Annotated in this window: 25 protein-coding genes; 10 read left to right on the top strand and 15 right to left on the bottom strand. The window is 45.9% G+C overall.

Going from position 1 to position 26,422, the window contains the following annotated elements; translation table 11 throughout:
• Window positions 1–92 precede the first annotated feature (92 nt).
• From rpmF to L7H18_02230, 3 genes are all read right to left on the bottom strand, one after another.
• Entirely contained in the window at window positions 93–365 is a 273-nt protein-coding gene (rpmF, locus tag L7H18_02240) for a 50S ribosomal protein L32 (GenBank protein ID UMX48343.1), read from the bottom strand.
• A gap of 249 nt (window positions 366–614) precedes the next feature.
• Window positions 615–1,151, bottom strand: coding sequence for a cupredoxin domain-containing protein (locus L7H18_02235; GenBank protein ID UMX48342.1), 537 nt, complete (start codon window positions 1,149–1,151; stop codon window positions 615–617).
• A 12-nt stretch (window positions 1,152–1,163) separates the two neighbouring features.
• Window positions 1,164–1,874 (bottom strand): ribonuclease HII, encoded by a 711-nt coding sequence (locus L7H18_02230; GenBank protein ID UMX48341.1) that lies wholly within the window; start codon window positions 1,872–1,874, stop codon window positions 1,164–1,166.
• A gap of 45 nt (window positions 1,875–1,919) precedes the next feature.
• Here L7H18_02230 and L7H18_02225 point away from each other — a divergent pair, with 45 nt between their 5' ends.
• The 9 genes from L7H18_02225 (at window position 1,920) to L7H18_02185 (ending at window position 14,656) form a co-directional block, all read left to right on the top strand.
• Window positions 1,920–2,615, top strand: coding sequence for a hypothetical protein (locus L7H18_02225; GenBank protein UMX48340.1), 696 nt, complete (start codon window positions 1,920–1,922; stop codon window positions 2,613–2,615).
• A gap of 39 nt (window positions 2,616–2,654) precedes the next feature.
• Window positions 2,655–3,251, top strand: coding sequence for a hypothetical protein (locus L7H18_02220; protein UMX48339.1), 597 nt, complete (start codon window positions 2,655–2,657; stop codon window positions 3,249–3,251).
• 138 nt (window positions 3,252–3,389) lie between these two features.
• Window positions 3,390–6,578, top strand: a complete 3,189-nt coding sequence (locus tag L7H18_02215; protein ID UMX48338.1) for a DNA polymerase III subunit alpha — start codon at window positions 3,390–3,392, stop codon at window positions 6,576–6,578.
• A 256-nt stretch (window positions 6,579–6,834) separates the two neighbouring features.
• On the top strand, window positions 6,835–7,482 hold the full coding sequence (locus tag L7H18_02210) for a hypothetical protein (protein UMX48337.1): 648 nt from the start codon (window positions 6,835–6,837) through the stop codon (window positions 7,480–7,482).
• Between the two features lie 253 nt (window positions 7,483–7,735).
• Window positions 7,736–8,983, top strand: coding sequence for a hypothetical protein (locus tag L7H18_02205; protein ID UMX48336.1), 1,248 nt, complete (start codon window positions 7,736–7,738; stop codon window positions 8,981–8,983).
• A gap of 479 nt (window positions 8,984–9,462) precedes the next feature.
• Window positions 9,463–11,076 carry a hypothetical protein gene (locus L7H18_02200; protein ID UMX48335.1) on the top strand — a complete coding sequence of 538 codons (1,614 nt, stop codon included), beginning with the start codon at window positions 9,463–9,465 and terminating at the stop codon, window positions 11,074–11,076.
• 135 nt (window positions 11,077–11,211) lie between these two features.
• The gene (locus L7H18_02195) at window positions 11,212–12,570 is read left to right on the top strand and encodes a MiaB/RimO family radical SAM methylthiotransferase (GenBank protein ID UMX48334.1); all 1,359 of its coding nucleotides are present in this window, start codon (window positions 11,212–11,214) and stop codon (window positions 12,568–12,570) included.
• Complete coding sequence (miaA, locus tag L7H18_02190) at window positions 12,560–13,450, top strand: tRNA (adenosine(37)-N6)-dimethylallyltransferase MiaA (GenBank protein UMX48333.1); 891 nt, start codon at window positions 12,560–12,562, stop codon at window positions 13,448–13,450. Before L7H18_02195 ends, miaA begins: the two co-directional genes overlap by 11 nt.
• Before the next feature lie 219 nt (window positions 13,451–13,669).
• A complete protein-coding gene (locus L7H18_02185) occupies window positions 13,670–14,656 on the top strand; it encodes an IS30 family transposase (protein UMX48332.1) in 987 nt (328 codons plus the stop codon).
• Between the two features lie 142 nt (window positions 14,657–14,798).
• On the opposite strand, the gene gatB is transcribed toward L7H18_02185, so the two are convergent.
• The 7 genes from gatB to L7H18_02150 form a co-directional block, all read right to left on the bottom strand.
• Complete coding sequence (gene gatB, locus L7H18_02180) at window positions 14,799–16,310, bottom strand: Asp-tRNA(Asn)/Glu-tRNA(Gln) amidotransferase subunit GatB (GenBank protein UMX48331.1); 1,512 nt, start codon at window positions 16,308–16,310, stop codon at window positions 14,799–14,801.
• A gap of 123 nt (window positions 16,311–16,433) precedes the next feature.
• Complete coding sequence (gene deoC, locus L7H18_02175; protein ID UMX48330.1) at window positions 16,434–17,114, bottom strand: deoxyribose-phosphate aldolase; 681 nt, start codon at window positions 17,112–17,114, stop codon at window positions 16,434–16,436.
• 13 nt (window positions 17,115–17,127) lie between these two features.
• A complete protein-coding gene (tmk, locus tag L7H18_02170) occupies window positions 17,128–17,742 on the bottom strand; it encodes a dTMP kinase (GenBank protein UMX48329.1) in 615 nt (204 codons plus the stop codon).
• On the bottom strand, window positions 17,739–18,278 hold the full coding sequence (locus tag L7H18_02165) for a hypothetical protein (protein UMX48328.1): 540 nt from the start codon (window positions 18,276–18,278) through the stop codon (window positions 17,739–17,741). The genes tmk and L7H18_02165 overlap by 4 nt, the downstream gene beginning before the upstream one ends.
• Window positions 18,275–19,882: an FAD-dependent thymidylate synthase gene (locus tag L7H18_02160; protein ID UMX48327.1), complete on the bottom strand. Its 1,608-nt coding sequence runs from the start codon at window positions 19,880–19,882 to the stop codon at window positions 18,275–18,277. The genes L7H18_02165 and L7H18_02160 overlap by 4 nt, the downstream gene beginning before the upstream one ends.
• 75 nt (window positions 19,883–19,957) lie before the next feature.
• A complete protein-coding gene (dcd, locus tag L7H18_02155; protein ID UMX48326.1) occupies window positions 19,958–20,527 on the bottom strand; it encodes a dCTP deaminase in 570 nt (189 codons plus the stop codon).
• Between the two features lie 288 nt (window positions 20,528–20,815).
• The gene (locus L7H18_02150) at window positions 20,816–21,802 is read right to left on the bottom strand and encodes an IS30 family transposase (protein UMX48325.1); all 987 of its coding nucleotides are present in this window, start codon (window positions 21,800–21,802) and stop codon (window positions 20,816–20,818) included.
• Between the two features lie 46 nt (window positions 21,803–21,848).
• Between L7H18_02150 and L7H18_02145 the strand changes: the two genes are divergently transcribed.
• Entirely contained in the window at window positions 21,849–22,112 is a 264-nt protein-coding gene (locus tag L7H18_02145) for a hypothetical protein (protein UMX48324.1), read from the top strand.
• 115 nt (window positions 22,113–22,227) lie between these two features.
• On the opposite strand, the gene L7H18_02140 is transcribed toward L7H18_02145, so the two are convergent.
• From L7H18_02140 to L7H18_02120, 5 genes are all read right to left on the bottom strand, one after another.
• Entirely contained in the window at window positions 22,228–23,037 is an 810-nt protein-coding gene (locus tag L7H18_02140; protein ID UMX48323.1) for a transposase, read from the bottom strand.
• A gap of 485 nt (window positions 23,038–23,522) precedes the next feature.
• The gene (locus L7H18_02135) at window positions 23,523–23,795 is read right to left on the bottom strand and encodes a hypothetical protein (GenBank protein UMX48322.1); all 273 of its coding nucleotides are present in this window, start codon (window positions 23,793–23,795) and stop codon (window positions 23,523–23,525) included.
• Complete coding sequence (locus tag L7H18_02130) at window positions 23,795–24,313, bottom strand: hypothetical protein (protein ID UMX48321.1); 519 nt, start codon at window positions 24,311–24,313, stop codon at window positions 23,795–23,797. The genes L7H18_02135 and L7H18_02130 overlap by 1 nt, the downstream gene beginning before the upstream one ends.
• A 3-nt stretch (window positions 24,314–24,316) precedes the next feature.
• A complete protein-coding gene (locus L7H18_02125; GenBank protein UMX48320.1) occupies window positions 24,317–24,943 on the bottom strand; it encodes a hypothetical protein in 627 nt (208 codons plus the stop codon).
• A 1,116-nt stretch (window positions 24,944–26,059) separates the two neighbouring features.
• Complete coding sequence (locus L7H18_02120) at window positions 26,060–26,419, bottom strand: DUF86 domain-containing protein (protein ID UMX48319.1); 360 nt, start codon at window positions 26,417–26,419, stop codon at window positions 26,060–26,062.
• Window positions 26,420–26,422: the final 3 nt, after the last annotated feature.

The raw sequence follows: 26,422 nt of genomic DNA, 5'->3' as shown, positions 1-26,422 counted from the left end.
GCCATATCAAAAAAATTCCAAAATTTCTCCCGCCTGGCGGGATCCCGCCAAGCGGGACGATTCTCAATTTCAAAATCGGGAACAGAATTCGACTATTTGGCGGTTTGTTTGGCCGCAACTTCCGACTCCGCCTGGGTTTTCGCTATTTCCATTTCTTTGGCGCGACGCTGGCGGCGGTCAAGTTTTGACAGCACATCAATCACTTCCTTGCCCTTGTAAAATCCGCAGGCCGGACAAACAATGTGCGACATAACCGGCTTGCCGCACTTTTTGCAAACGGTCATATTCGGTTTTTCCAGAAATAAATGCATCCGGCGCTGGTTCCGGCTTCCTTTTGTATGTCTCTTTTTTGGTACGCCACCCATAGCAATAAGTATATGAGTAAATGAGTTGATGAGTTGATAGAAAAACTCAAAATACGCCAAAATAACTCAAAATGATTATAATGCGCAAATTATAGCACGATTTGCTAAAAAATTCAAGATTGCGGCAGCAACCGCTCGCCGGGATTAACTCCGGAAGCGAATGCGAAGGCCAATCTTCGGCTTGCGGGCAAAAGTTGGCCTCCGAAAGTTGAGGTCAAACCTCAACAAATTCGCTCCCCGCCACAGACATTACAATATCGTTATCTGACCGCTGAACTTTTCTTTATCGTCGCCGGAGATATTTGAATAGAACGGATAAATGGCCGCTTCTCCCGATAAATTTTGCAAAAATACCGTCTTGGCCGCGCCGGGCGCGATCTCGCCCGAATCAATGCCCAGCCCGTCAATCACGAATGAATGCGGATTTACGCCTTTGTTGGAAATTTCAACGGTGCGCGCGCTCGAAAGACTCAAATCAATTTCTTTTGGCGTCCATCCGCCGTCATCAATCGAGATTTTAATCACGCTCTCGCTGGGATTGTCCGCCGATACCGGGAACAAGATCGCGGGAATCGCGGCCGCGAGCGGTTCTCCCGCCACCGCCGAACAAGCGGAATTCGCGATTGGCTGCGCCAGCGATGCCATCGCGGCGCGGTTTGAACCGAAAATATTCGCCACCAGCAGCAGCGCCACAATATATATGAGCGAAAAAACCGCGCAAAAATTGGCGGCGAAACCAACCATTGCCATTTTATCGATTTTTTTGTTGTGTTTTGCGATTGCCATTTTTTTAAAAGATTAATTATATGATTTTATTATAGCCTTTCTTTGCAAAACGGCGCAAGGCCCGAAACTCAAGCGGTGAACCGGCGACAATCCGTGCCGGCGCAACGCCGCCAGATGTTCTTTGGTCGGATAGCCTTTGTGCCGCGCGAATCCGTAGGCCGGATATTTTTTGTCCAGTCCTCGCATCACCCGGTCGCGGATGACTTTGGCCACAATGCTGGCCGCGGAAATCGAAAAAACTTTCGCGTCGCCGGAAATAACCGACCTTTGCGGATAAGGAACTTTTATCGGAAAATTGCCGTCAATCAGGCAAAATATCTTTTGCGCGGAACAATTCTTCCGTTTGCGGACAATCCCCGCGGCCGCCCGGGCCATTGCCAGCTTTGAAGCCTCGAAAATGTTAATCCGGTCGATTGTCCGCGGCCAAACCAGAGCGCCGGCCCAAATAATTTTTTCGCAATTAACGATAATTTCAAAAAGCTCCTCCCGTTTCCGCGCGGAAAGTTTTTTTGAATCATCAACATCTTCAAACAAACGGCGCGGCAAATTGCCGCGGCCGCCGGCGCCAAGCAAAGCCACCGCGCCGGCCGCGACCGGGCCGGCAAGCGGCCCCCGGCCCGCCTCGTCGACGCCGATAATAATTTCAAATCCGGCGCGCGAATATTTTTTTTCGTAAAACAATCGATTGTTTTTTGCCACCGAATTCTTCCGCGCGATTTTCAATTTGCGGATTTTTAAATTATAATATCATTATACTTCATTTTCTCAATGGAAGAATTTATTATTGCCGGAAAAGCGGTTTCCATCCTCGGCAAGGAAGATATTGATCGCGAGATCGACAAAGCCACCTTGGACCGGAGAGAAGCTGATTTCCGCGGCAAAAGTTTAAAATTTCTTTCGCTGGCGGAAAAAAATCTTGACTACGGGATAAACCTGGAGGGTTGTTCAATAATGGGCAATGTTTTTCTTGCCGATACGATAGTCAACGGAAGCATAAATATGGCCGGCGCCATAATTGACGGTTCGTTTTTCTTCGGCCGCGGAAAACTGATGGGCAATCTGATTCTCGCGAGAGCCGCCATCGGGCAAACAATAAATATGGTAGGATTGAATATTACCGGATCGCTGCTTTTCAACGAAGCCCGCATCGCCGGCTTTGTCAGTCTGGCGAAGGCCGTGATCCTTGGGGATGTTAATTTTCAGAAACTTGAGGTATATGATTATACAAAGGATGATTTGACCGTTAAAGGCGACATATATTTGAAAAGCGCGCAAATCAACGGTTTCTTGGATCTTAGCGACGCGGTCGTGAGCGGAATGGTAAGTTTGGAAAACGCGCTGGTGCGCCGCAGTATCATCGGCAAAAATTTAAAAATGACCGATTCTTTATTGCTGAAAAATTCCATTTACAACAAAGAATACATGGATTTCACCGGCGTGCCGGCGGAAAAGATACTTCTGTGACAAACATCATCCAAGCAAACATATAATAAACAAAAAATTATGGAAGAATTCATGATCGACAACGAATTCATACTCGGTGAAAAAGAAATAAATCAAGAGATAAACCAAGCTGTTCTGGAACAAAGAACCGCTGACTTCAAGGGGAAAAAACTCCAGTGCCTTCTGCTGGCGGAAAAGATCATTGATTGCGGACTCGATTTGCAAGACAGCGCCATAATCGGCAATGTTTTTATGGCAAACGCCGCGGTGAACGGAAGCGTTAATCTGGCCCGGGCTTGGGTTGGAGGATCCCTGTTCTTGGGCCAGGCAAAAATCAACGGCGATCTTTCTTTGCAAAACGGCAAAATCGGGCAATCGGCGAATATGGTCGGCTTAAAACTTTCCGGATCGCTGGATTTGAACGAAACGCAAGTAAATGGCTTCGTCAGTTTGGCAAAAGCGCAAATCGAAGGCAACGCCGATTTAAAGAACATCACGGTTGCCGATTACGCCATTGACGGACTAACCGTCAAGGGCGATATCTATCTTGGCGGCGCGACGATAAAAGGAACTTTCGATATGACGGGAGCGAAATTGGATGGCCAGGCAAGTTTGGAAAACTCAACGATTGCCGTCGACAAAACCGCGCGGCCATAGCCTATGGCAAATTTAATTTTATGGTTTTACTTTGAATTACGAACCCATTAAATTCAAATACTTTGAAGGGGTCTATCCCTTGCGATTACGCAAGGGATAGACCCCAAATACAAAGCGTTTCGCGATTCAAGAGATTTTATGAAATTTTCGCATCTGCATGTCCATTCTCATTACAGCCTGCTTGACGGACTGGCGCAAATCGACCCCCTGCTGGACAAAGTCAAAGCTTTGGGCATGGATTCGGTTGCCATCACCGACCACGGCAATATGTACGGCGCGGTGGAATTCTACAAAAAAGCAAAAGCGCGCGGCATCAAACCGATCATCGGCTGCGAAGTCTATGTGGCGATTGAAGGCCGCGGCCAAAAACGGCCGCAAATCGACGACGCGCGCTACCATCTGGTTTTGCTGGCGAAAAACGACCTCGGATACCGAAACCTCGTTAAATTGGTAACCAAAGCTCATTTGGAGGGTTTTTATTACAAACCGCGCGTGGACGAAGAATTGCTCGCTCAATACGGACAGGGTTTGATCGCGATGACCGCCTGCGTTCAGGGAAAAATTCCGCGCCAAATAATCTCCAAAAAAATGGACGAAGCGCTTGCCACAACTCTTCGCTACGAAAGCTTTTTTGGCAAAGGAAATTTTTTTCTCGAACTGCAATGTCACAAAAACATTCCCGAGCAAGAAACCGCCAACGCCGGTTTGATCGAAATCGGCAAAAAAACCGGCATCGGCCTGGTGGCCACCAACGACTGCCATTATTTGGACGCGGCTGACGCCGAAGCCCAGGATATTCTGATGCTCATCAATACCGGCGCCGACATTAACGACGAAAACCGACTGACAATGAAGCATGAGGATTTCTCGATGAAAAGCGCCGAACAGATGGCCGAGGAATTTAAAGACTTTCCCGAAGCGCTCAAAAACACGCAAAAAATCGTTGATCTCTGCGAATTTGAATTTGAGCTCAAGAAAACCAAACTGCCGCGGTTTACTCCGCCGGAAGGAGAAACCACCGAACAATATCTGCGCCGCCTGTGCGTCGGCGGTTTAAAACAGCGTTTCGGGGAAAATCCTTCCAAGGAAGTCATCGATCGTTTTGAATACGAATTCAATGTCATTAAACAGCTCGGTTATATTGAATATTTTTTGATCGTGCAGGATTTCGTAAACTGGGCCAAAAATAACCGGATTGTGGTCGGACCCGGACGCGGATCGGCGGCCGGATCGCTGGTGTCCTACCTATTGAACATCACCGAGTTGGATCCCCTGCAATATGGCTTGTTGTTTGAGCGTTTTTTAAACCCCGGAAGATCGGCCGTATCCTTGCCGGATATCGATATGGATTTTGCCGACCGGAGGCGTCCGGAAGTAATCGATTATGTCGGCCAAAAATACGGCCGCGATCATGTGGCGCAAATCATTACTTTCGGAACCATGGCCGCGCGGGCCGTGGTGCGCGATGTGGGCCGGGTTTTGCAGTATCCCTACAGCTATTGCGATAAAATGGCCAAGATGATTCCTCTGGGAATGGATTTGAAAGAATCTTTGGAGAAAGCCGATGATCTGAAAATGCTGGTGGCCGGCGACGAAAAAGCGCGGCATTTGATAGATTTCGCGAAAAAGCTTGAGGGTTGCGCGCGCCACGCGTCCACCCACGCTTGCGGCGTGGTGATTTCCCCGATCGCGCTTGACGAAATCGTGCCCGTGCAGCATCCCACCGCCGATGACAACGGTTTGGTTTCGCAATACGAACTCCACGCCATTGAAGATATGGGATTGTTGAAAATGGATTTTCTGGGGCTGAAAAACTTAACCATCATCGAAGATACTTTATCCCGGATATATATTGTGCATAAAACAAACCTTGAACTGAAATCAATCCCGATGAATGACCGCGATTCGTACGCCTTGATGGCGCGCGGCGATACCGTGGGAGTATTCCAGCTTGAATCGGCGGGGATGCAAAGATATTTGAAACAGCTCAAACCCACGCAATTTGAAGACATTATCGCCATGGTGGCGCTGTACCGCCCCGGCCCGATGCAATTCATCCCGCAATTCATCGAAGGTAAAAACGGCCTCTCAATCCCAAATTATCTGCATCCGAAACTGGAATCGATTCTCGGACCGACTTACGGCATCATTCTTTACCAGGAGCAAACAATGAGAATCGCCCAAGAATTAGCCGGATTTTCCATGGCTGAAGCCGATACGCTCCGCAAAGCGATCGGAAAAAAAATCAAGGAATTGATGATGTCGTCCAAGCAAAAATTCATTGATGGATGCCAAAAAAACAACATCTCAAAAAAAATCGCCCAAGAAATCTGGAGCTGGATCGAACCATCCGCGGATTATTCGTTCAATAAGTCGCACGCGGCCTGCTATGCCATGGTGGCCTATCAAACCGCTTATCTTAAAGCGCATTATCCCGTGGAATTTATGGCCGCTCTCATCACCTCGGAAAAAAATGATGTGGAGCGCGTGGGTTATCTGATCGGCGAATGCAAAAATATGGGAATCGAAGTGCTCGCCCCGGATATCAATGAAAGTTTTTATGGTTTCACGGTTATCCCGGGCGCGGGGAAAATCCGTTTCGGCCTGTCGGCCGTCAAGAATGTGGGCGAAAATATCGTTACCGAAATCGTTGGCAACCGCAAGGCCAACGGCCAATTTAGCGATATTTTTGATTTTGTGAAGCGAATCAATCCCAAACTGATCAACCGCAAATCGCTCGAAGCTCTGATCAAAGCCGGCGCGTTTGACAATATGGCCGAACGCAACACCCTGCTTTTCAACATTGAAAAACTGCTGGAAATCGGGCGCGAAAACGAAAAAACAAAATCCAACGGCCAACGCGACCTTTTCGGCGGTATGGGCGGCGGACAGTCAAAGGCCGCGTCCTACTCCTTGGCGGCGGCAAAAATCGCCACGGACGCGGAAAAACTCGGCTGGGAAAAAGAATTGCTGGGACTGTTTGTGACTTCGCACCCCCTGGAATCGAAAGAATACCGCGAAAAGATGGACAATAAATGCCTCAAAATCACCCGCGTCAAAGAAAATCCGGCGGCGCGGCTGGTCAAAATCGGCGGCATGATCTCAACCGTCAAAAAAATCATCACCAAGACCGGCAAACCGATGCTGTTTATGAATCTGGAGGACCTGACCGATAAAATTGAAGTGGTGGTCTTTGCCTCCGCGATGGAAAAAAATCCCGCGGCGTTCGCGGAAAGCAAAGTGGTATTCGTTTACGGCCGCGTGGACAACCGCGACGGCGAAACCAAAATCGTGGCCGACACCGTGGAAGAGGTTTTGTTAATTTAATCCGCCGACAATACCATTTGGCGCGACCGCTCGTCGGCGCGCCGATCCCCCGCGAATGATTCCTTAATTTTCGCACTTTTAGCGCGGTTTCTAAATGTGATTTCAATATGTGAACAAATGGCATGTGGATAAACACTATTTGAGAATCTTGAATTTGTTGTTATAATAATTGATATTAATATTTTTAAATCGCAAACTTATCAAAAACGCAAGCGATTGCCAAGAGATAACTTTGCAATTTAAAATAAATAAATTTATGAACAAAAAAAGACTTGCCGCGAGCGGCTTGTGCCTGGCGATAACCGCGAGCTTATTCTCTTTCGCGGCCGCGAGAGCGCAGGATATAAGCATTATAAATTTGCCGGATAACACCGTATATACCGAAAATAGCAACACATTATCCGCGGAACAATTAGATACGATAAGCAAATCGATCGCGGAGATCAAAATAAAAATACAGGAAATGAGTTCGCAACTCGGAGGCATAATACAAAACGATCCGGATATGCAGCTTCTAGGCAAAGAATTGAAAAACGCAATGGTGCCGGTGGAAAATATGGTACAACAAGGCGGACTTTCGGGAGCTTTTGCCAACCCCTTGGGAACCGAAGCTTTCGGCGTCGCCCTTGGCGGAATCGGCGGAATAGTCGCCGGCGGCATAAATAACACCGCAGTCAATACAACCAATACAATCACGGGGAACGCAACCAGCACAACCGGCACAACCAACGCGACCAATACGATCTCAATCGCGGGCTTGAACAACGGAACAGCATACGCGAGCACCACCGCGGGCATAGGTCTGACAGGCTCATTGCCAAGCATGGATCTTTCGTCGATCCAAAATATGATTACCCAAATTGCGTCTCAAATAGGCTTCCTTTCCGGCAGTATGCAATTTTAATGATATTTTGTTCCGTTAGCGATTATGGCGGTCCAAACGCCGCGCCGCACATTGCCGGTTAGCGGCAACTCCAGATTTAAAACCCGGTATTACCCGGGTTTTAAATCTGGAAAAATGAAGAAACCCGCTTGATGTTGATTGATTTGAAAATGAAATATATTGTATAATAAAAGAAAATTAATCCGCAGCCGGGAAAGGTCGTTTTGCGCGCGCGGATTGTTTTAAAAATACAAATTTAATTAAAAAATAAACCATGATAAAAATTCCAAAAAAAGTAACCGTATGTATTTTGGCGCTTGCGATTATGATGGCCGGCGCGACCGCGAAAGCCGCAACATTGGATGAATTGCAAGCGCAGGTTGACGCGTTAAAAGTCCAGATCAACCAGTTGATCTCTATGATCGCCGCGATGAACGAAACGCAAACAAATTCTCAATCATCCGCTACGACCGCAACAGACACAAATCTCGCGGAAATATCATTTGTCGATACAAGCACGCAAAGTAACTCCGCCAAGGGTGCTGACGCGGAAAATGCGGCCGGCAATTACTCAAGCGGTACCGTTTCGCAAAACGGATCAAACCCGATCCAAACGCCCAGCAACATGCGCGAAGACGGGTATGTCATCTCGCCGACGGCGGGGACTAACGGTTGTGTCAACAACGAAGAGACGGTTTTCACAGATATCACCACAAAGTGTTGCGACGGTTACAAAATAACCACTTACTCGAGTTGCAGCTTGACCGTCGCTTGCAAAAGCCCGACTCAATACCGCTGCGTCAAGGGACCTTATATCAACATGGACAACGGCCAACTTGACAACAGCGACCGGATCGTGAACAACAATTCATTCAACGGCATTATAAGATACACGGAAGGATGCACCGAATACACCTACATCCCCGGGAAATGTTTCATCACCGATGTCTTCAGTTCTTCCAACAATGTTACAGTCAAATATAAATTCCAAACAATAGTAGCCGGGCCAACCATCTTAGGCGGATTGGAGGCGTTAGCGGAACAAACAACCACCGCAACCGATATGAATTTATCTTGCCTGGCAAACACGCCCAATCCGACGATTGCCCAGACCGCAGCTTGCGGAATCGCAAAAAACAAAGTATTTGCTTGTTATTCGAAAAATTGGGGCACCAATTCAAAAAATTACGGAGAATGTAGCGGCGTTATCACCCATCCGATCCGTTTCTTTGATCCAATTTGCGGAAACAAGCGTTGCGAAGCCGCCGAAACTTCAGCCAATTGCGCGATGGATTGCGGCAACGGAAGCGGCGGTCATTGTAGCGCCGCGGGCGGCCAATGCGTATTATCGACGGAATCTGTCTGTTCTTATATGTCATCCCGCATTAAAAATGAAATCTGGACGACCGGATGGCTAGATCATTCACTTACATATCTTGATTATATTTTGAACGGCTGTTGCTGTTCGGGATTAACCTGCCAATCATCAAATGTAACCACGGGTTACGGAACCTGTAAATAAGCAAAATTGCAGTAAACTTAAAACCCGGGTATTTTTCCGGGTTTTAAGTTTGGAAAAATGAAAAAAGCCCGCTTGATTGATCCTTTTTATGGGTTTGCTACCGAATTAGCTTCAGAACGAAATTTTCGGTTTTCGAGCGAAAAGAATGAAGAATGAGGAGGCATATTTAAGCTAAATCTGGCGATAAATGATGAATTCTTTGCAGCCAAAAAATGGAAATTGCAGTTGAAGCTAATTCGGCAACAGACCCTTTATACCCCGCCAGCTCGCTGCGGGGAACAAGATTCCAAAGGGAACATCCTTTGGTTGATGGCGGGGTTAATACCCCGCCATCAATGTATTTTCTGTTTGAAAATGAAATATATTGTATAATGAATTTGTATTGCGAAATAATTCAATTAAAAGGTCGGCTGAAGAAATCTTTAAAATCAAATTATTACAATAAAGACCGTTCAAGCGACAGACTTAATAAAACAAATATGAACCTAAAAAATAAAATCGCCGCGGCGGCGTTGTGCGCGCTGATCGCGGGAATCGGAATTTTTAGCGAAAGCGCGAGCGCCACTCCGGGCACAAACCCGGAAGCGACACCGACAATCGAAGAATTACAACAAACCATAAATAGCCTGACTTTGCAAATTCAGCAATTAAGCCAGCAGATTGCCATACTCAAGCCTTTGGAAACCTGCGGCAACGGCATCTGCCGCTTCGGCGAAACCGCGGCGAGCTGTCCGGCGGATTGCGACAAAACAAAACCGATTTGCGGCAACGGAGTTTGCGACGCCGGTGAGGGCGATACTTCCGCATATAAAGGTTCCTGTCCGGCCGATTGCTCCGGTTCATCCGCCAAGCTGTTGCCAAACGGCTCAAAATGCGCCTTGAAATCCGACTGCGTTTCCGCAAACTGCTCCTACGGCGTTTGTTGCAACACCACCCAGTGCGGCTGGGGCGATGGCGGCGCGGACAACCCGCGGATGTGCGTTGACAGTGATAGCCAAAAGGAAAATCAATGGCTGAAAGGCGTTTGTCTAAAAGGCGCGTGGAAGACCGTTTCCAATGGCATTGGTTGCAATACTTTTGCCTGCGACTACGGCACTTGCATCAACAATACTTGCGTCAACACTGGCGCAATTGGTACCATTAAAACTTGCTACGGCGAAGGAGAGGGCGAGATCGGAATGACTACCGGAGCGGCAATCCCCTGTTGCTTTGGACTTACCGCGCAACCAAGAACGACGACCTATTCAAACGGAACGCAAGCAACCACGGAAGGCTTTATTTGTAAAAAACCCGTCGTTGTTGCGAGTTGCAAAAAAGAAGGGGAATCGTTCGGTTATTTGGAGGGCGAATGCTGCGATGGTTTATTCAAAGTTTATTCTGACGGCGCCAAAACCTATTCGTCCGGAGAAAACCAAAATTTCCAGGTGACCTGCAAAAAATCGGCAACATTCATCACCGGCAAGCCAAACAATTGCGTTATCGCCAATATCAAAGCCGGTATAAACAATAAATATGTTACCGCGGAAAATGCCGGCGCCGGTTCGCTGATCGCCAATCGCGACACGGCCGGGATATGGGAAGAATTTGTGATTATCCCGCTAAACGATGGCAGCGTCAGCATTAAAGCAAACATCAACGGCAAATATGTTACCGCGGAAAATGCCGGCGCCGGTTCGCTGATCGCCAATCGCGACACGGCCGGGATATGGGAAGAATTCTTCATTTCTTCAATTGCCAACACCAACAATGCAACGATTAAGGCGGCAACCAACAACCGTTATGTCACCGCGGAAAATGCCGGCGCCGGTTCGCTGATCGCCAATCGCGACACGGCCGGGATATGGGAAGAATTTACGATCACAAAAATCAGGGATTGCCCGGAACAAGCCGTTTGCGGCACATTTAACGACCCGCTGCAAAAGCTGGATTGCGATTGCAACAATTATTGCAAGCTAAACGGCTATTCATCCGGATTATGTTCGAATTTTACCGATTCGACATCGTTATATGTAAAAACCGTTTCGAGCCCAAGCTGTTCCGCGGGATTGCCGGACAATTATAACAAAACTCTTTCTTGCTATTGCAAAAAATAGTCCGCGCAACTCCAAACTTAAAACCCGGGTATTCCGGGTTTTAAGTTTGGAAAAATGAAAAACCCGCTTAACGCGTTGAGTTTTAATGAAATTTTGATAAAATGAAAAATTGGCTCTTGGAGTGACGCGAAAATTATGAATTATTTTATCCAAATTTTTGGATGCCAAATGAATATCTCCGACGCCGAGCGTATCGCCGGGCTTTTTGAATCGTTTGGAATAAAAGAAACCGCGACCGCGGAAACGGCCGATATTTTTGTGGCGGTAATGTGTTCGGTGCGGCAGATGGCCGCGGACCGCGTTTTCGGATTGGAGCAAAAAATCAAATCGGCCAAAAGGAGAAACAAAAAATTTATCGCGATTTTGACCGGTTGCGTGGTGGAAAGCGACAAATCCCGTTTTGCCGGATTTTTTGATCACATTCTTGACATCAAAACTTTAAACGACTGGCCGAAGACATTAAACCTCCGTGGAACTTGCGTGGGTCCGACCCACGCAAACTTGCGTGGGTCCGACCCACGCAAATCACGCGAAACAGGCTTGCGCGAAAATGATTATTTTTGCGCGCCGCCCAAACGCGGGTCAAAATTCAGCGCGCTGATTCCGATTTCCAAGGGATGCGACAATTATTGCTCATATTGCGTGGTTCCCTACACGCGCGGCCCGCTGGCGTCCCGACCGGCCGAAGACATTTTGGCCGAAATCAAATCGGCGGTGAAAAACGGCGCCAAAGAAATTTGGCTGTTGGGACAAAATGTCAATAATTATCATTTTAAAGAAGTTGATTTCGCCGATCTTTTGCGTTTGGCCAACGATGTCCCCGGACAATTTTGGATTCGTTTCACTTCGCCCCATCCCAAGGATTTTGACGCCGCCGCGGTCAATGCGATGGCACAGTGCGCCAAAGTTACTCCGTATCTCAACTTGCCGATCCAAAGCGGCGACAACGCGATTCTGAAGGCAATGGCGCGGCCTTACACTGTTGAAAAGTACAAAGAATTGGTAAAAAAGATCCGCGCCGCGTTTAAAAAATATCGCGCCGGTTTGGAAAAAGAAATCGCGATTTCCACCGATGTGATCGTGGGCTTCCCCGGCGAAACCAAAACGCAATTTAACAACACCGCCAAAGCGTTTAATATGATAAAATACGATATGGCTTATATCGCCCAGTATTCAAAACGAGCCGGCACGGCCGCGGCAAAATTGGACGACAATGTTCCAAAAATGGAAAAAAAACGGCGCGAAGATTCGATCAACGATATTGTGAAAATCACCGCTTTAAACCATAATAAAAAATATGTCGGAAAAACGGTTGAAGTTATGATCGAAACGATTAAAAACGAAATATTCGCGCTGGGTAAAACCCGCCACTATAAAACCGTTAAATTCCGGATTGAGAAAAACGAAATTAAACCGGGCGATATCGTTAAAGTCAAAATAACCAAAGCGCAATCATTCGGGCTTATGGGCGCGCTGGCCAAAAATGAAAAATAAACTGATTGTTATCGTCGGGCCGAACGCTTCGGGAAAATCGGAAGTCGCCGTGATTATCGCCAGAAAATTCAACGGCGAGGTGATTTCGGCCGATTCGCGCCAAGTTTACAAAGGTATGAACATCGGCTCGGGGAAAATCACCAAAAAAGAAATGATGGGCGTTCGCCATCATCTTTTGGATGTGGCCGCTTGCCGCTCGGTTTTTACGGTTACGCGCTACCGCAAGCTGGCGCTGGCGGCGATAAAAAAGATACAAAAATCGGGCAAAATCCCGATTCTCTGCGGCGGCACCGGCTTTTACATTCAATCGGTCATCGACGGTATTATCATCCCCGAAGTGAAACCCGATTGGAAGTTGAGAAAAAATCTTGAACAAAAAACCGTTGCCGAACTTTTCGGAATTTTAAAAAAACTCGATCCGCGGCGGGCCAGAACCATCGAATCAAAAAATCCGCGGCGGCTCATCCGCGCCATTGAAATCGTTAAAACCACGAAAAAACCCGTGCCGGAACTGAAAAAACAGCCTCTGCCCTATCCGATTTTAATCATCGGCATTAAAAGAAGCGAAACCGAATTGAAAAAACTCATTGCCAAGCGCACGGAAAAACGCTTGAAAGCGGGAATGGCCGGCGAAGTTAAAAAACTCAAAGAATCCGGTCTGTCATGGAATAAATTGGAATCGTTCGGCTTGGAATACCGCGCCTGCGCGCAATTTTTACAAAAAAAAATCACCCGGGCCGAAATGATCGAAAATATCAAAAAAGAAGACTGGCAGTACGCCAAACGCCAGATAATGTGGTTCAAGCGCGATACGCGCGTGAAATGGACAAAAAACAAAACTCAAGCGGCAACACTGGCAAAAAAGTATATGGCAAAATAAGCTGTAAACAAAAACAGGCGTTTACGCCGGTTTGGTAAATCAAGAAATCTTTCCCCCAAGAAATAAGAAGGGAAGCGGTGGCAAAATGGAGTGTAAGACCGGATAGGCCAACCGCTTCCCGCCAAGCCACCGAAAGGGGGTAGATACGGGAGGGAGTGTAAGTCCCGCCAAATGGCGAAAATTCTCTTTTGAAATGCAACTTCGGTAAAATGAAGTTGTATGAAAAAACAAATCCGCAAAAAACGAAAAAAGAAGCGGCATTTTCGCCATTTGAAGCAAACCGACCGGGATCGAATCGAAGCGCTGTTGAATGCCGGCCACAAACAAGAGGAAGTTGCCAAAATACTTGATTTTGATGCCAGCGCCATCAGCCGGGAGATGAAAAGAAAACGCAAGAACGGCAAATACTCGGCGCTGACCGCCCAGCTGAAAGCAAGAGCGAAAAGATTAAACAGCAAGCATCCGGGAATGAAGGTTGAGCAATATCCGGAGTTAAGGGAACAAATCATCAAAGGGTTGAAAGACCACCGCTCCCCGGATGAGATCGCCGGGCGGATGAAGCGTGAAAAGCAAAACCCGCGGGTCGGCGCCAATGCCATCTACAAATGGCTGTACAGCGCTTGGGGCCAGGCATATTGCCCGCTTCTTTGCACCAAGCGATATCATCCGCGCAAACAGAAAAAGAAAACCAAAAGAGAAATGATTCCTAATCGTATTTCCATCAAAAAGAGGCCAAAGCGAGGAATCCACGCCGAAGGCGATCTGTTTGTTTCGCCGACCAAAACCGGCAGCCAAAACAGCGGCGCAATCATTTGCGTTCCAGCCTCGAAACTGCTTGCCGGCACGATGATTGAAAGCAAAAAACCGGCCGTAATGAGGCTGGCCGTTAAAAGCATGTTGTTGGATTTGAGCATTGATGATCTGACTTTNGACAATGGCATCGAAAACAAAGAGCACGAACAATTCGGATTGCCAGCGTATTTCTGCGACCCTCACAGTCCCTGGCAGAAACCACATGTAGANAATGGCATCGGGCTTGTCCGCCGCTGGTTTATCCCCAAAAAAACCGATTTGAAAAACATCTCCGAGGAAAGATTCCAAGATTGCCTGCATATCCTTAACGGCAAATACCGGAAATCGCTGGGATACCGCTCCGCCTACGAAGTTTCGCTGAAATGTGGTATCATACAAAAAATCCCGCGCTGAGCGGGGTGAAAATATTAGGGGAAATTTAAAAGAAAAGTTGCATTTCGCTAGAAAATTTACATGGCTTGGCATATCTTTATTATGCATTTTTTGCGTGTTTTGTCAAGTGATCGTATGCCTTGCGCCGCGACCGTTTCGCGATTCAAGGCAATTGTTCCGATAACTTTTTCAACAGCGTTTTTTTGACCATATCCGGATTGGCGCGGCCTTTGGCCGCGGCCAAAGTCTGGCCCACGAGAAACTGAAAGGCGTTGCCTTTGCCGCTCTTGTAATCGGCCGCGGCTTTGGCGTTTTTTGCCAGAACCTCTTCGATTATGCCGGAAATCTCGCCCTCATCGTTTATCTGGCTCAAACTGTGTTTAGTGATAATGTCGGTCGGATCTTCGCCGGTAAACGCCATCTCGGATAAAACGGTTTTGGCAATCTTGGAAGATATTTCCCGCTTATAGATGAGTTTGATGAATTCGGCGAAATTCTCCGCGGACGCGCGAAAATTTTCTTCGCAAAACCGGCCGCCTTTCAACAAACCCTGAACATCGCAAGTTAAATAATTCGCGCAAAGTTTGGCCAGCATCATCGTTTCTCTTCGGGTGTTTTCGCCGTCGCCTTCCTCAACATTGGCCCATTCTTCCAATTCGCTCATCGCATTCTCGAAATAATCCCCCATATCCCGGCTGACGACAAACATCTCGGCCAGCGCCGGCTCAAGTCCGTATTGCGAAATCAAACGATCGCGTTTTTGCGCCGGCAACTCGCCCACATTCGGACGCATTTTTTCAATCTCCTCTTTTGATATGGTCAGCGGCGGAATATCCGGTTCGGGAAAATAGCGGTAATCGAACGCTTCCTCCTTCTCCCGCTGGCTCACGGTTGAATAGCGGATATCATCCCAACCGCGGGTTTCCTGAACGATTTTTTTCCCTTCTTTGAGCATTTCAATCTGGCGGCCGGTTTCATAAGCCACCGAACCTTCAACCGCCTTGAGGGAATTCAAATTTTTGATCTCAACTTTGGTACCCAGCTGTTTTTTGCCGTCCGGCCCGATCCTGCCCATGCTAATGTTCACTTCCACCCGCAGTTGCCCCCTTTCCATATCCGCGTCGGACGCTCCCAGATAACGCAAGATCAACTGCAATTCTTCCACGAAATCCCGGGCTTGCCAAGCGTCTTCGATATCGGGTTCGGTTACCAATTCCATCAACGGCACGCCGCCGCGGTTGAAATCAACCAAAGAGAAATCCGATCCTTGGGGATGCATCAATTTCCCGGTATCCTCTTCCATATGCACGCGGGTTATGCTGATATTCTTTTTGCCGCCGCGGCCGTCATCAATCCGCAAGTATCCGCCCGAACAAAGCGGCTGGTCGTATTGCGAAATTTGATAACCCTTGGGCAAATCGGGATAAAAATAGTTTTTTCGATCGAATTTCGAAGATTCCAAAATCTCCGAGTTCAACGCCAAACCCACCATCCGCACGATACGGATCGCTTCGGCATTGGCCACCGGCAATGTTCCCGGATGGCCCAAGCACACCGGACAAATGTTTGTGTTCGGTTCTTTGGCGTCCGGATCATTGGAACACGAGCAAAACATCTTGGACGCGGTTTTAAGTTCGCAATGAATTTCCAGTCCGATTGTAGGTATATACTCCATAATTTAAAATGTAAATATCAAAAATCAAAATAACAGTTTAAAATGTTAAAATGTCGCATTCTGACATTTCTTAATTTTGCATTGTCATTTTCCATTTTGATTTTTCAATTTTACATTGGCGCATCATTCGCCTTTCGCGATCTTCGGTCCGCTTGATGTGCCGATAATATCGGCTCCGGCGCGGACATAGGCTTTCGCCTCCTTTGCATTCTTTATATTACCGGACGCTTTAATTAGCAAGCCCGGAGCGTTTTTTTTCATAATTTCCAGATGCCATGCTTTTTCCTTGAGTTCGCGCTCTTCCAGAGGGTCTTTTGAAGTGGCGGTCTTCACGCAAATCGCGCCGGCCTGCTTAACCAAACGCGACACCATGGCAATCTCTTTGTCGGTCAGATAACCCGAACCGATGATCACTTTGGTCGGCAGAATTTCGCAAATCGCCGCCAAATCTTTATAAACCTCTTCCCAGCGCTCGTGCTTGATATCCGGCAACGACGCCACCACATCCAGTTCGTCGGCGCCGTTGTTTTTGGCGGTCAAACAAATCTGCATCCTTTCCTCATGACTGCTGTCGCCGATCGGCGCGTCCACCAAACAAATCACTTTGGCGGGAAAATCCCGCAATTCATCTTTGGCCGCGGCGACCCACTGGGGATTGACGCAAATCCCGCGCAAACCGTATTTCTTCACTTCGGCGCAGGTTTTTTTGATATCGATCAAGCCGGCCTTGGGATCAATGTTGGTTTGATCAACCCGGCTTGCCAACGAAACTTTTTTTTGCGGTTTTTTTGTTTTTGACGGCATATGATTGCAAAAATTATTTTAAAATCTCATTGATCGCGGCTTTGGCATCCTCAAAAACACCTTCTTGGGAACGATTGCCGTCAATCTTTTCAATTTTTGTTTCATTTTTAAAAATATCCATCACCGTTTCGTAGTTCTCGCGGACTTTTTCGAGAATTTCGGATTTTTCAAAAATATCGTCCGTTTTTCTTTCCGCGGCCAGGCGTTTTATGCAAACGCCAACCGGCACATCAATAAATATCGCCATATCCGGCATAATGAAATTCCTGCCAACATCGATCAGCCAATCAAGATCGCACTCCAGCGCGCCATAAGCGAAAGACGAAAAAGCGTAGCGATCGCAAATAACAGGGACGCCCGCCGCCAGCTTGGGAATTATCTCTTGACGCAAATGATTTGCCCGGTCGGAAGCAAACAACAGTTGCAAGCATTCGGGACTCGCTTGCCAATCCCCGGCCAAGCGCGCCCGGATCAAATCTCCGATCAAAGACGCGCTTGGTTCGCAAGCCAACGCGGCGCCCGTTTCTCTCCGAAAAAAATCAGCCAATGCCGCCGCTTGAGTCGCTTTGCCCGACCCATCCAATCCCTCAATCACGATGAATTTCCCCGGAAACGGATTCTTGATCATATTTGGGTTTCTTTACCGCCCGTTGCCACTCTGCCTCCCTGCCACTGGCCCTTATAAAGATTCGCCCGGCCTTCAATGCGGTGAAACATCGCGTGAACAACGCGCGCGCCCATCTCGATTTCAATTTCTCCCCGCCCAAGATTGACCATGCCAAAAGTCAGCTCGCCGCGATATCCCGGACTGGCGTTGCCGGTGAAAATCATCAGCCCCGACCGAAAAATCGTTGTCCGCGGCCGAAACAAGATCAAAATATCTTCGGGCGTGTTCACTTTTTCAATCGTCTTGATCAAATAATATTCCCCGGGTTTGAAAACAAAACTTGACCGGCGGTTTTCGCTATATTTCGCGCGCGATTCGATATCCGGGGTTTTGCGGTCTTCGATCCCGAGAAAACCATTGCCGCGCAATTCATAAACCTCGCCCAGCCGCAAATCAAAACCCGCGCCCTCGGGAGTCTTTAGCTCCCGTTCGCACAGATTCTCGACAAGATTCTTCTCTGAAACCAGTTTGATCAACTCGCTGATGCCTAATATCATAATCCGTTAATATCGTTAAACACCTGTCTGAATTTAGCTTCCAGATCGGTATGAATCTCCTTATGAAAATCGTTATCGTAATCCTTGACCAGACTCTTGATCGTGCCGCAGCAATTTTGCTCCAAACAAAAACCCGCGCACTGGCACTTGGGAGTTATGTGCCAAGCCAGCCAATCAAAACCTTTTTGCTGCAACAAACTTTTTATGGCAACAACCTCCTTGATGCTCACCCGGCGCAATTCTTCCTCGGCGGTGGAACAAATTCTCAACGGATAATAACCGGCGATCAGATTATAAAGATTATAATCCGAAACCACATCGAATTTCAATCCCCGCGGCACCACGAATATCGCGTCTTTTTCCTTTATCCCCAAACCAACAAGTTTTTCGTAAACCTCCAGCGAGTTAAGACCCGCCTGCAGATATTGATACAAAAATTCGTTATCCTCGCGCACGCCCGGCGGCGTCGAGAACACCGCGTCGATCTTGTCAATCATCGCGTGCGTAAGATTTTTCTTCTCGATCTCGTTTTTAAAACCGGTCAAAACCCGGGCCGCCTTGAGCGCGGAATAATAAACCGAATCAACCGCCATCGGCACCGTGCGATGCCGTTTTTTATCGCCCCACACGCGCCACGCCACCGATGAAAAAATTTTGATGTTTGCCGACAAAGGATAATCCCGCGCGATCCGCTGGCGTTCTTCCAGCAATTCCATCCATTTGTTTTTAATGGTCTTTTTGTCCCCGGCGGCGGCTTTGATGTCGCTTTCCAATTTTTGCAGTCTCTTTTTCAATCCATCCGTCACCGCGAAATCGCCCGAGAGCAATTTGAAATTTTCCCCGCCGGCGTTTTGCGCGGCAATTTCGCGCGCGAAATTGGTTGGCGCCGGATCCTTAAAGATATTCGGGTAAGGATAGGTGTTCCTCGGCGCGGCGACGCGCGTGGCGTAAAGCAAATCAACGCCATAATCCTTGAGTTTCTTCTCGACCGCGTTGATCAAAAATCCGATGTCTTCGGGCATCCATTCCTTTTCGGCTTCGTATTCTCTTTTCAGCGTTACCAAAGACTCAATCGGAAACTGAATAATGCCGGTGCCGTAAATTCCGTATTGCAGAATCTTGCTGGCTTCGTCCTTGCTCACGCCGTTGGCGAGCAAATGGTTCAAAACTTCGATATTTTTTTCCGAAGCGTTTTTGTATAACTCCGCGGCTTCGCCCATTTTTTGAATCGCCGCGGGATAAACAATATCGTCATTGGTCGTGTCGGTGCGGCGGCCCGAAGCCATGATGGCCGAAGCAAAAATCATTCCGGTCAGCCCCGAATCAATGAATTTGCTGGCTTCGTAAGAAAACGAAAACACCGGCGTGGTCGCCATTGACGCATGGCCTTTCAGCGACGATGCCCGCAAAACCGCCGCGATCTTTTTATCTAAATCCTTGCCGCCGGCCTGCGTTTCCTTCAAAATCGTATCGATCGATTTGCCGCTGTAAGTCAAAAGCCCGGAAAGCGCCACTATCTGCTGGGGCGTCAAAACCCCGGTCTCATCCTCGAAGACTGGAGTAATGCCCAAAAATTTAACTTTTAAGTCTTTAGTTGATGGCATAAAGTTGTGCAAGGTCGCACCTTGCAAGCTTGCAAGGTGCGACCTTGCACAACTTGCATTGCGTATTATGTTGATTTATTTCGGTTCTTCCGTGATTTTGCTGGCCACCGCGCCCGATTGGCCCGCGTATTTGTGGTCTTTTTGTTTCAGATAAGGTATTCCCGAAGGAGACGAAAGCGTCTCAAAGGTCATGGCGCAAATTCTCATTCCGGCATACAAAATTATCGGCCGGATGCCCAAATTGCCGAATTCCATCACCGCCTTGCCGGTCCATCCCGGATCAAACCGCGCCGCCGTGGAATGCACCACCAACCCCAGCCGCCCCAAAGACGACCGACCGTCAAGCCGCCCCATCAAATCCGGCGATAAAGTGATGGTTTCTTTGGTCACCGCGATCACAAATTCCCGCGGCTGGATGATAAACGGCATGCCGTCGCCCACGATCACTTCTTCCATCAACTCGCCATTATAGTTGTTCTTCACATCGATAAACGCGTAATTTGACGGCCGAAACATCTTGAACCGGTTTCCCAGCGACAAATCAAGCGAACAAGGCCCAAGCTGATCTTCAAAAACCGGCGCCGGATCAATCTTAATTTTCCCCTCGGCCATGTATTTTCTTATATCCGTATCCGATAATATCATAATTTTTTGTATTTATTGTATCCCGTATTTTGTATTTAACTTGCATTTCGCCTCCCGCATTTGAGGTGAGTCCTTGCCGTACTCGGCAAGGTCTCACCTCGCCAAACTGCATTTTGAATATTCTCCGAATTTTTATTTCCCCAATCATCAATTATATCTTTTTTAATCCCCCCCGCCAACCTTGACAAAACCACCAAAAACCTGTATTAAATAACCGGTGAATGAAATGTAAATTTTCTAGCGAAATGCAACTTTTCTTTTAAATTTCCCCTAATATTTTCACCCCGCTCAGCGCGGGATTTTTTGTATGATACCACATTTCAGCGAAACTTCGTAGGCGGAGCGGTATCCCAGCGATTTCCGGTATTTGCCGTTAAGGATATGCAGGCAATCTTGGAATCTTTCCTCGGAGATGTTTTTCAAATCGGTTTTCTTGGGGATAAACCACCGGCGGACAAGCCCGATGCCATTNTCTACATGTGGTTTCTGCCAGGGACTGTGAGGGTCGCAGAAATACGCTGGCAATCCGAATTGTTCGTGCTCTTTGTTTTCGATGCCATTGTCNAAAGTCAGATCATCAATGCTCAAATCCAACAACATGCTTTTAACGGCCAGCCTCATTACGGCCGGTTTTTTGCTTTCAATCATCGTGCCGGCAAGCAGTTTCGAGGCTGGAACGCAAATGATTGCGCCGCTGTTTTGGCTGCCGGTTTTGGTCGGCGAAACAAACAGATCGCCTTCGGCGTGGATTCCTCGCTTTGGCCTCTTTTTGATGGAAATACGATTAGGAATCATTTCTCTTTTGGTTTTCTTTTTCTGTTTGCGCGGATGATATCGCTTGGTGCAAAGAAGCGGGCAATATGCCTGGCCCCAAGCGCTGTACAGCCATTTGTAGATGGCATTGGCGCCGACCCGCGGGTTTTGCTTTTCACGCTTCATCCGCCCGGCGATCTCATCCGGGGAGCGGTGGTCTTTCAACCCTTTGATGATTTGTTCCCTTAACTCCGGATATTGCTCAACCTTCATTCCCGGATGCTTGCTGTTTAATCTTTTCGCTCTTGCTTTCAGCTGGGCGGTCAGCGCCGAGTATTTGCCGTTCTTGCGTTTTCTTTTCATCTCCCGGCTGATGGCGCTGGCATCAAAATCAAGTATTTTGGCAACTTCCTCTTGTTTGTGGCCGGCATTCAACAGCGCTTCGATTCGATCCCGGTCGGTTTGCTTCAAATGGCGAAAATGCCGCTTCTTTTTTCGTTTTTTGCGGATTTGTTTTTTCATACAACTTCATTTTACCGAAGTTGCATTTCAAAAGAGAATTTTCGAAATGGTAGTTTTCGCATTGTACGATATAAGGGGAAAACTAAAAAACTCGGCTTTAAAAAACACAACGAAAAAATCTGATTTGCTTGAAGTGTTTCGTGAAGCATTCCCTAAAGAAGAATTGCCAACGCTGCAAATTGATTCCATAGAAGATAACCCCGGTGTTTTTCTTATACGCGGGAACAAGGACAAAAAGCGCCACATAATCTATGGACGCATCATCCTCAACCCCAAGGAAATGAAAGAGTGGGGAATAACTGATCAATAACTTTGAATTACGAAACCCGCTTTAAAAGAAAAACGATTGCGAAACAAAAACCTGCCCGCGGCGCGGGGTTTGGCGGAAAACATTCGATTGCGGTAAGTTTTTTCACGGTTCACAACTAAATAATTTGATAAGCCAGCAGACTGTAGATATAATTGGACAAATATCCGTCCACTGATTTGGGGAGGCTGGTAATCAGCCCGTAAAACATTTTCAAATTGCGAAAATTCAATTCAATGATCATTCTGGTATCATATAATTTTTTCTGGAATTGAGTGATGACTTTTTTCATGTTGTTCCTGGCTTTCACCAGCAAAATTCTTTTGCGGGCGCGGTGGAATTTTCTTTGCAATTTCTCGGAAACATATCCGGCGTCGGCAATGAACACGCCGTTCAATTTCTTGGATAATTTGATAACGACATCGCGGTCGTCAACATTCGCGGAAGTGAATTTGATGGCCAGTATTTGCCTTTTGAAATCCGCGATCAGGTGCATTTTTAAGCCGAAATAGGTACCTTTTGCGCTTCTGCCGAAACTGGCGAACATTTTCATCACTTTGTGTTTGTTGGCATTTTTGAACAAACAAACGGGGATATCGGTGGAATCAATGTGTTTGATAATGTGTTGGTTTTTCCTGCTCATCCTCATGATAATAAACATTAATCGCAATGCCAGAATTGCCCAACGATTGATGCTCATGACCAATGTTTTGTAGGAGCAGATTTTGTGAAGATTGAAAATGGTGAATAATGATTTTTTGGTAGCGATACCGCCGGCTTGCTTGAATATCGCCAGCGATAATACTGTGATTATCGGCAACGCCAATTTTCGACCGGTTTTGTTTGTGAGCTTGTCAATTTTTAATTGTTGTGAAAAAATACTTACCACCTTCCTGATTTCGTTGTAAAATGGAATTACAACTTTCATGTTGGTGTTGAGTCGGCGATTTACCAGTCGCCGGCTCTGGTGTCATTTTAGCATTTTTTAGGAGTTTCGTAATTCAAAGCAATAATTAATCTGATCGGTTCTTTTTTTATTCCAAACCCCACGCCAACATCAATGCGGGGCTTTATTTTACAACAATTTATTTTATTTGCTCCCGCCTTCATATTTCTCGCAAAAATAAACCAAAACCCGCATTTTGCACCCGTAGAGGCGGGCATTGCTTTGTCTCGCCGTAGCTTTAGCGAAGGCGGATCTCCGCCCGCATCGCATTTGCATTGTAGGGGCGAAACCATGTTTTCGCCCGCACGACCCACACGAAATACAAAAAACCAAAAGGGCGGGGAATCGTGGGCAATGTTAGAACTATTTTCGTAAATCAAAACCGGTATATTTACATACCGGATTTAAGGCCTGAAACGATAAAAGTTTGATTTACCCCACCCAAGTCGCTCATTATTTATTAAAAATTAAACTGTAATAATACCCTTTGCTTTAAGAATTTCTACATAACCCTCCTTGCTCAATGGGCAATCTCTTAAGTCGCAAAAATCTTTCTCTGTTAGTTTAAAATCTTGCCTTATTTTATCAATTGCCTTTGCATCTCCACTGCCATTCGATAATCTTGTTTTTAAAATTAATTTGCCGTTATGACGGAAAAAAGCCAGTTTATGATGTGATGGCTTAACTTCCATTCCTAATTTTTGAAATATTCTTTCAACTTGTTTTACTTTTAATTGCATTAAATTTTCTTAATTGTCTTTTTCAGAAAACGCCATATATAAGTAAATTGCGGAGTAAGATTCTTTTCACCCTCTTCCTTTAAAGTAAAATATAATTCTTCTAGACTTTCGGAAAGATCCGTTATGGCTTCTTGCTCCGTATCGCCTACGCCGTAAAGATCTATATCGGGACAATCACAAACTATTTCTGATTCATTTCTTTCAAAAACAACCGAAAGCGGTTGCTTCAGCGAAAGCTTTGAACTGCGTAAATTATTTAGGAGTATTTGCTTTGGTTGCCGTTCTCCAAAATTACTTAGCTTTTGTTCAAGCAATGAAATTCTTGATTGAAAATCGTTAAACAGTGGTGCAAAATGGCCACTTAAACGATTCATCAAGAATGAATCTATTGTTGTATCGTTGGCTTGATAAACGCCCATTAACGCGTTGCCGCCCGGCGCAAAGACAAAAGCAGGATTATGGTTTTCCGTATCGAGCGTACCTGTTTCCTTTGACAATGGTAAGTAGGTAGTGTTCATACCTTATTTTAAAATAGGCTTTATCATTTCAATTAGCGATTTCAAGCTTTCTTCAGCTTGCGCTAAAAGCTCCTTTGCGGCTGGAATAGCCGTTGCCTCGTGATGATCATTTAATTTAATTAATAGTGATTTCTTTTCCCCTCCTTCGATAGAATTAATATCAATCCGGTATTTCCCTTCACCAACGATTAGAGCTAATTTGATTCCAAAAGAATCAACTTTCCGATCCTTAACGATTTTTTCAATATCTTTTGACAAGAAATCTTGCCAATAATTATCTGCTTCGCAATCTACGGCAATATCATAATTAAAACCATAAGCCTTTAGGGGTAGTTTTTCTATTACTTTAAATAACGGCGTAAAATATTTTTCCAAATTATTTAATCCATTATCCTGCGGTTTGCCATCTGAAAATAGTATTCGATTCATTTCAAAAACGACTCTTTTTTGATCATCAAACGCTAAAAGACCGGCTGCCACCCCGCCGGCAATACCTCCAGCATCAATCAAAACTACTTTATCTTCGCCACTTAAATTAAACGCCTTTTTAACATCCGAAATATCAACACCTTTGATTGGCTCGGAATACAAAAAGACAACACTAAATGATGTGAGTTTAAATGATTTCATGGTGTAATTTATACTAAATAACAATTAAATCCCGAATGAATAGTCGAATCAGCCAGTAAGCCAGAACACTACCAAAAATGTAAAATAAATAAATCTGTCCCCTCTTGTTATATTTTTACATGTTTCGATAATTTTTACCACAAGAGATGTAAAAAGTTCTAATGTCCACGATGGGTTAGCAAAATTTAAGATCAAAAAGTGGTTAGCGGGGAATCGTGGACAATGTTAGAACTATTTTTGAGAAACAAACTGGATATGTTTATATTCCTGATTTGAGGCCTGAAACCATGAAAGTATAATTTACCCCACCCTATCGCTCACTATTGTTTTTTATGACCTTTGGTAGTAATCTTTCCAATAATGAAAAGGGGGATATTATTCATTCAAAGGCGAGGTTGTCATTCCTATATCGGCTAATTTGTTTAGGTCTATTTTTTATTGGCTCCAAGTTTTTCAGCACATCAATTGTAGATGACCTTGCCCTTATTATTATTGGACTGATTGCGTATAAATTGGTTGGTATTATTTTACGCGGGATAGGATTTTGGAGATATTAAAGATTACCACACCGCATCGCTCACTATTAAAGCGGTTAAATTACTTTTTCAAAACGAATTTAACGAAAACCGCAACGATTAAAACTGCGGAGGCAAAGATAATAATTGTGGTAGCAATAGGGTCTAATGGTAATGTTTGCATATTTATTTGAATCTATCTCAATTTTTTTGCGTCGTCTGTTGCTCTTTTTTAATCCTAATTTTTTATCTTTTTCAATTTGAGTTAAAACAATCTCTTTGCTCGCGAATTTACATTCCGGATACCTTGAACATCCCGCAAAGGCACGGTTTTTGCTCCATTTTTTAACAATCAATCCACCCTTTCCAGTTCTATCCCCATTGCAAGCGGGACATTTATCACCAACTTTATATATGCTCCGATAGATTATAACAGACATTGGATTTGATTAATTTTGCGGATATTTTTTGAAAATTGGAAATTGGAATTTATCCCAGTTGTTGATTATATCTTTTTTAATCATATTCGCCAATCTTGACAAACCACCCGATTCGTTGATTGATTTTCAACCAAAAGACCCGCTTGCGCGGGGCTTTGCATTTATTTTAATAATTTCTTTTGTTTGGTTTCACCGGCGATTTTTGCGATTTTTTCTTTCAGATCGGGAATGTCTTTTTGGACCGTGCCCCAAACGGTCTCAATTTTAACGCCGAAATATTCGTGGATCAATTTATTGCGAAACCCCTTGATTTTAGCCCACTCGATTTCGGAATGTTTCTTTTTTAAATCCGCGGAAATATGGCTTGCCGCCTCGCTGATGATATGGAAACAATAAACTACCGCTTCTTGGGTTTTCTTGTCGGCTTTGAATTCATTTTCGGCCATATTGCGCGTATATTCTTCGATTCTCTCTATCGCATCGGCAATATCTTGGATAAAATGTTCTTGGCTTCTTTTCATATC

It is taken from the genome of Candidatus Nealsonbacteria bacterium DGGOD1a (genome assembly GCA_022530585.1).
Classification (GTDB): Bacteria; Patescibacteriota; Minisyncoccia; order Minisyncoccales; family UBA5738; genus UBA5738.
The sequence above is the reverse complement of the archived record's forward strand: the minus strand, read 5'-3'. Positions and strand labels throughout refer to the sequence as shown.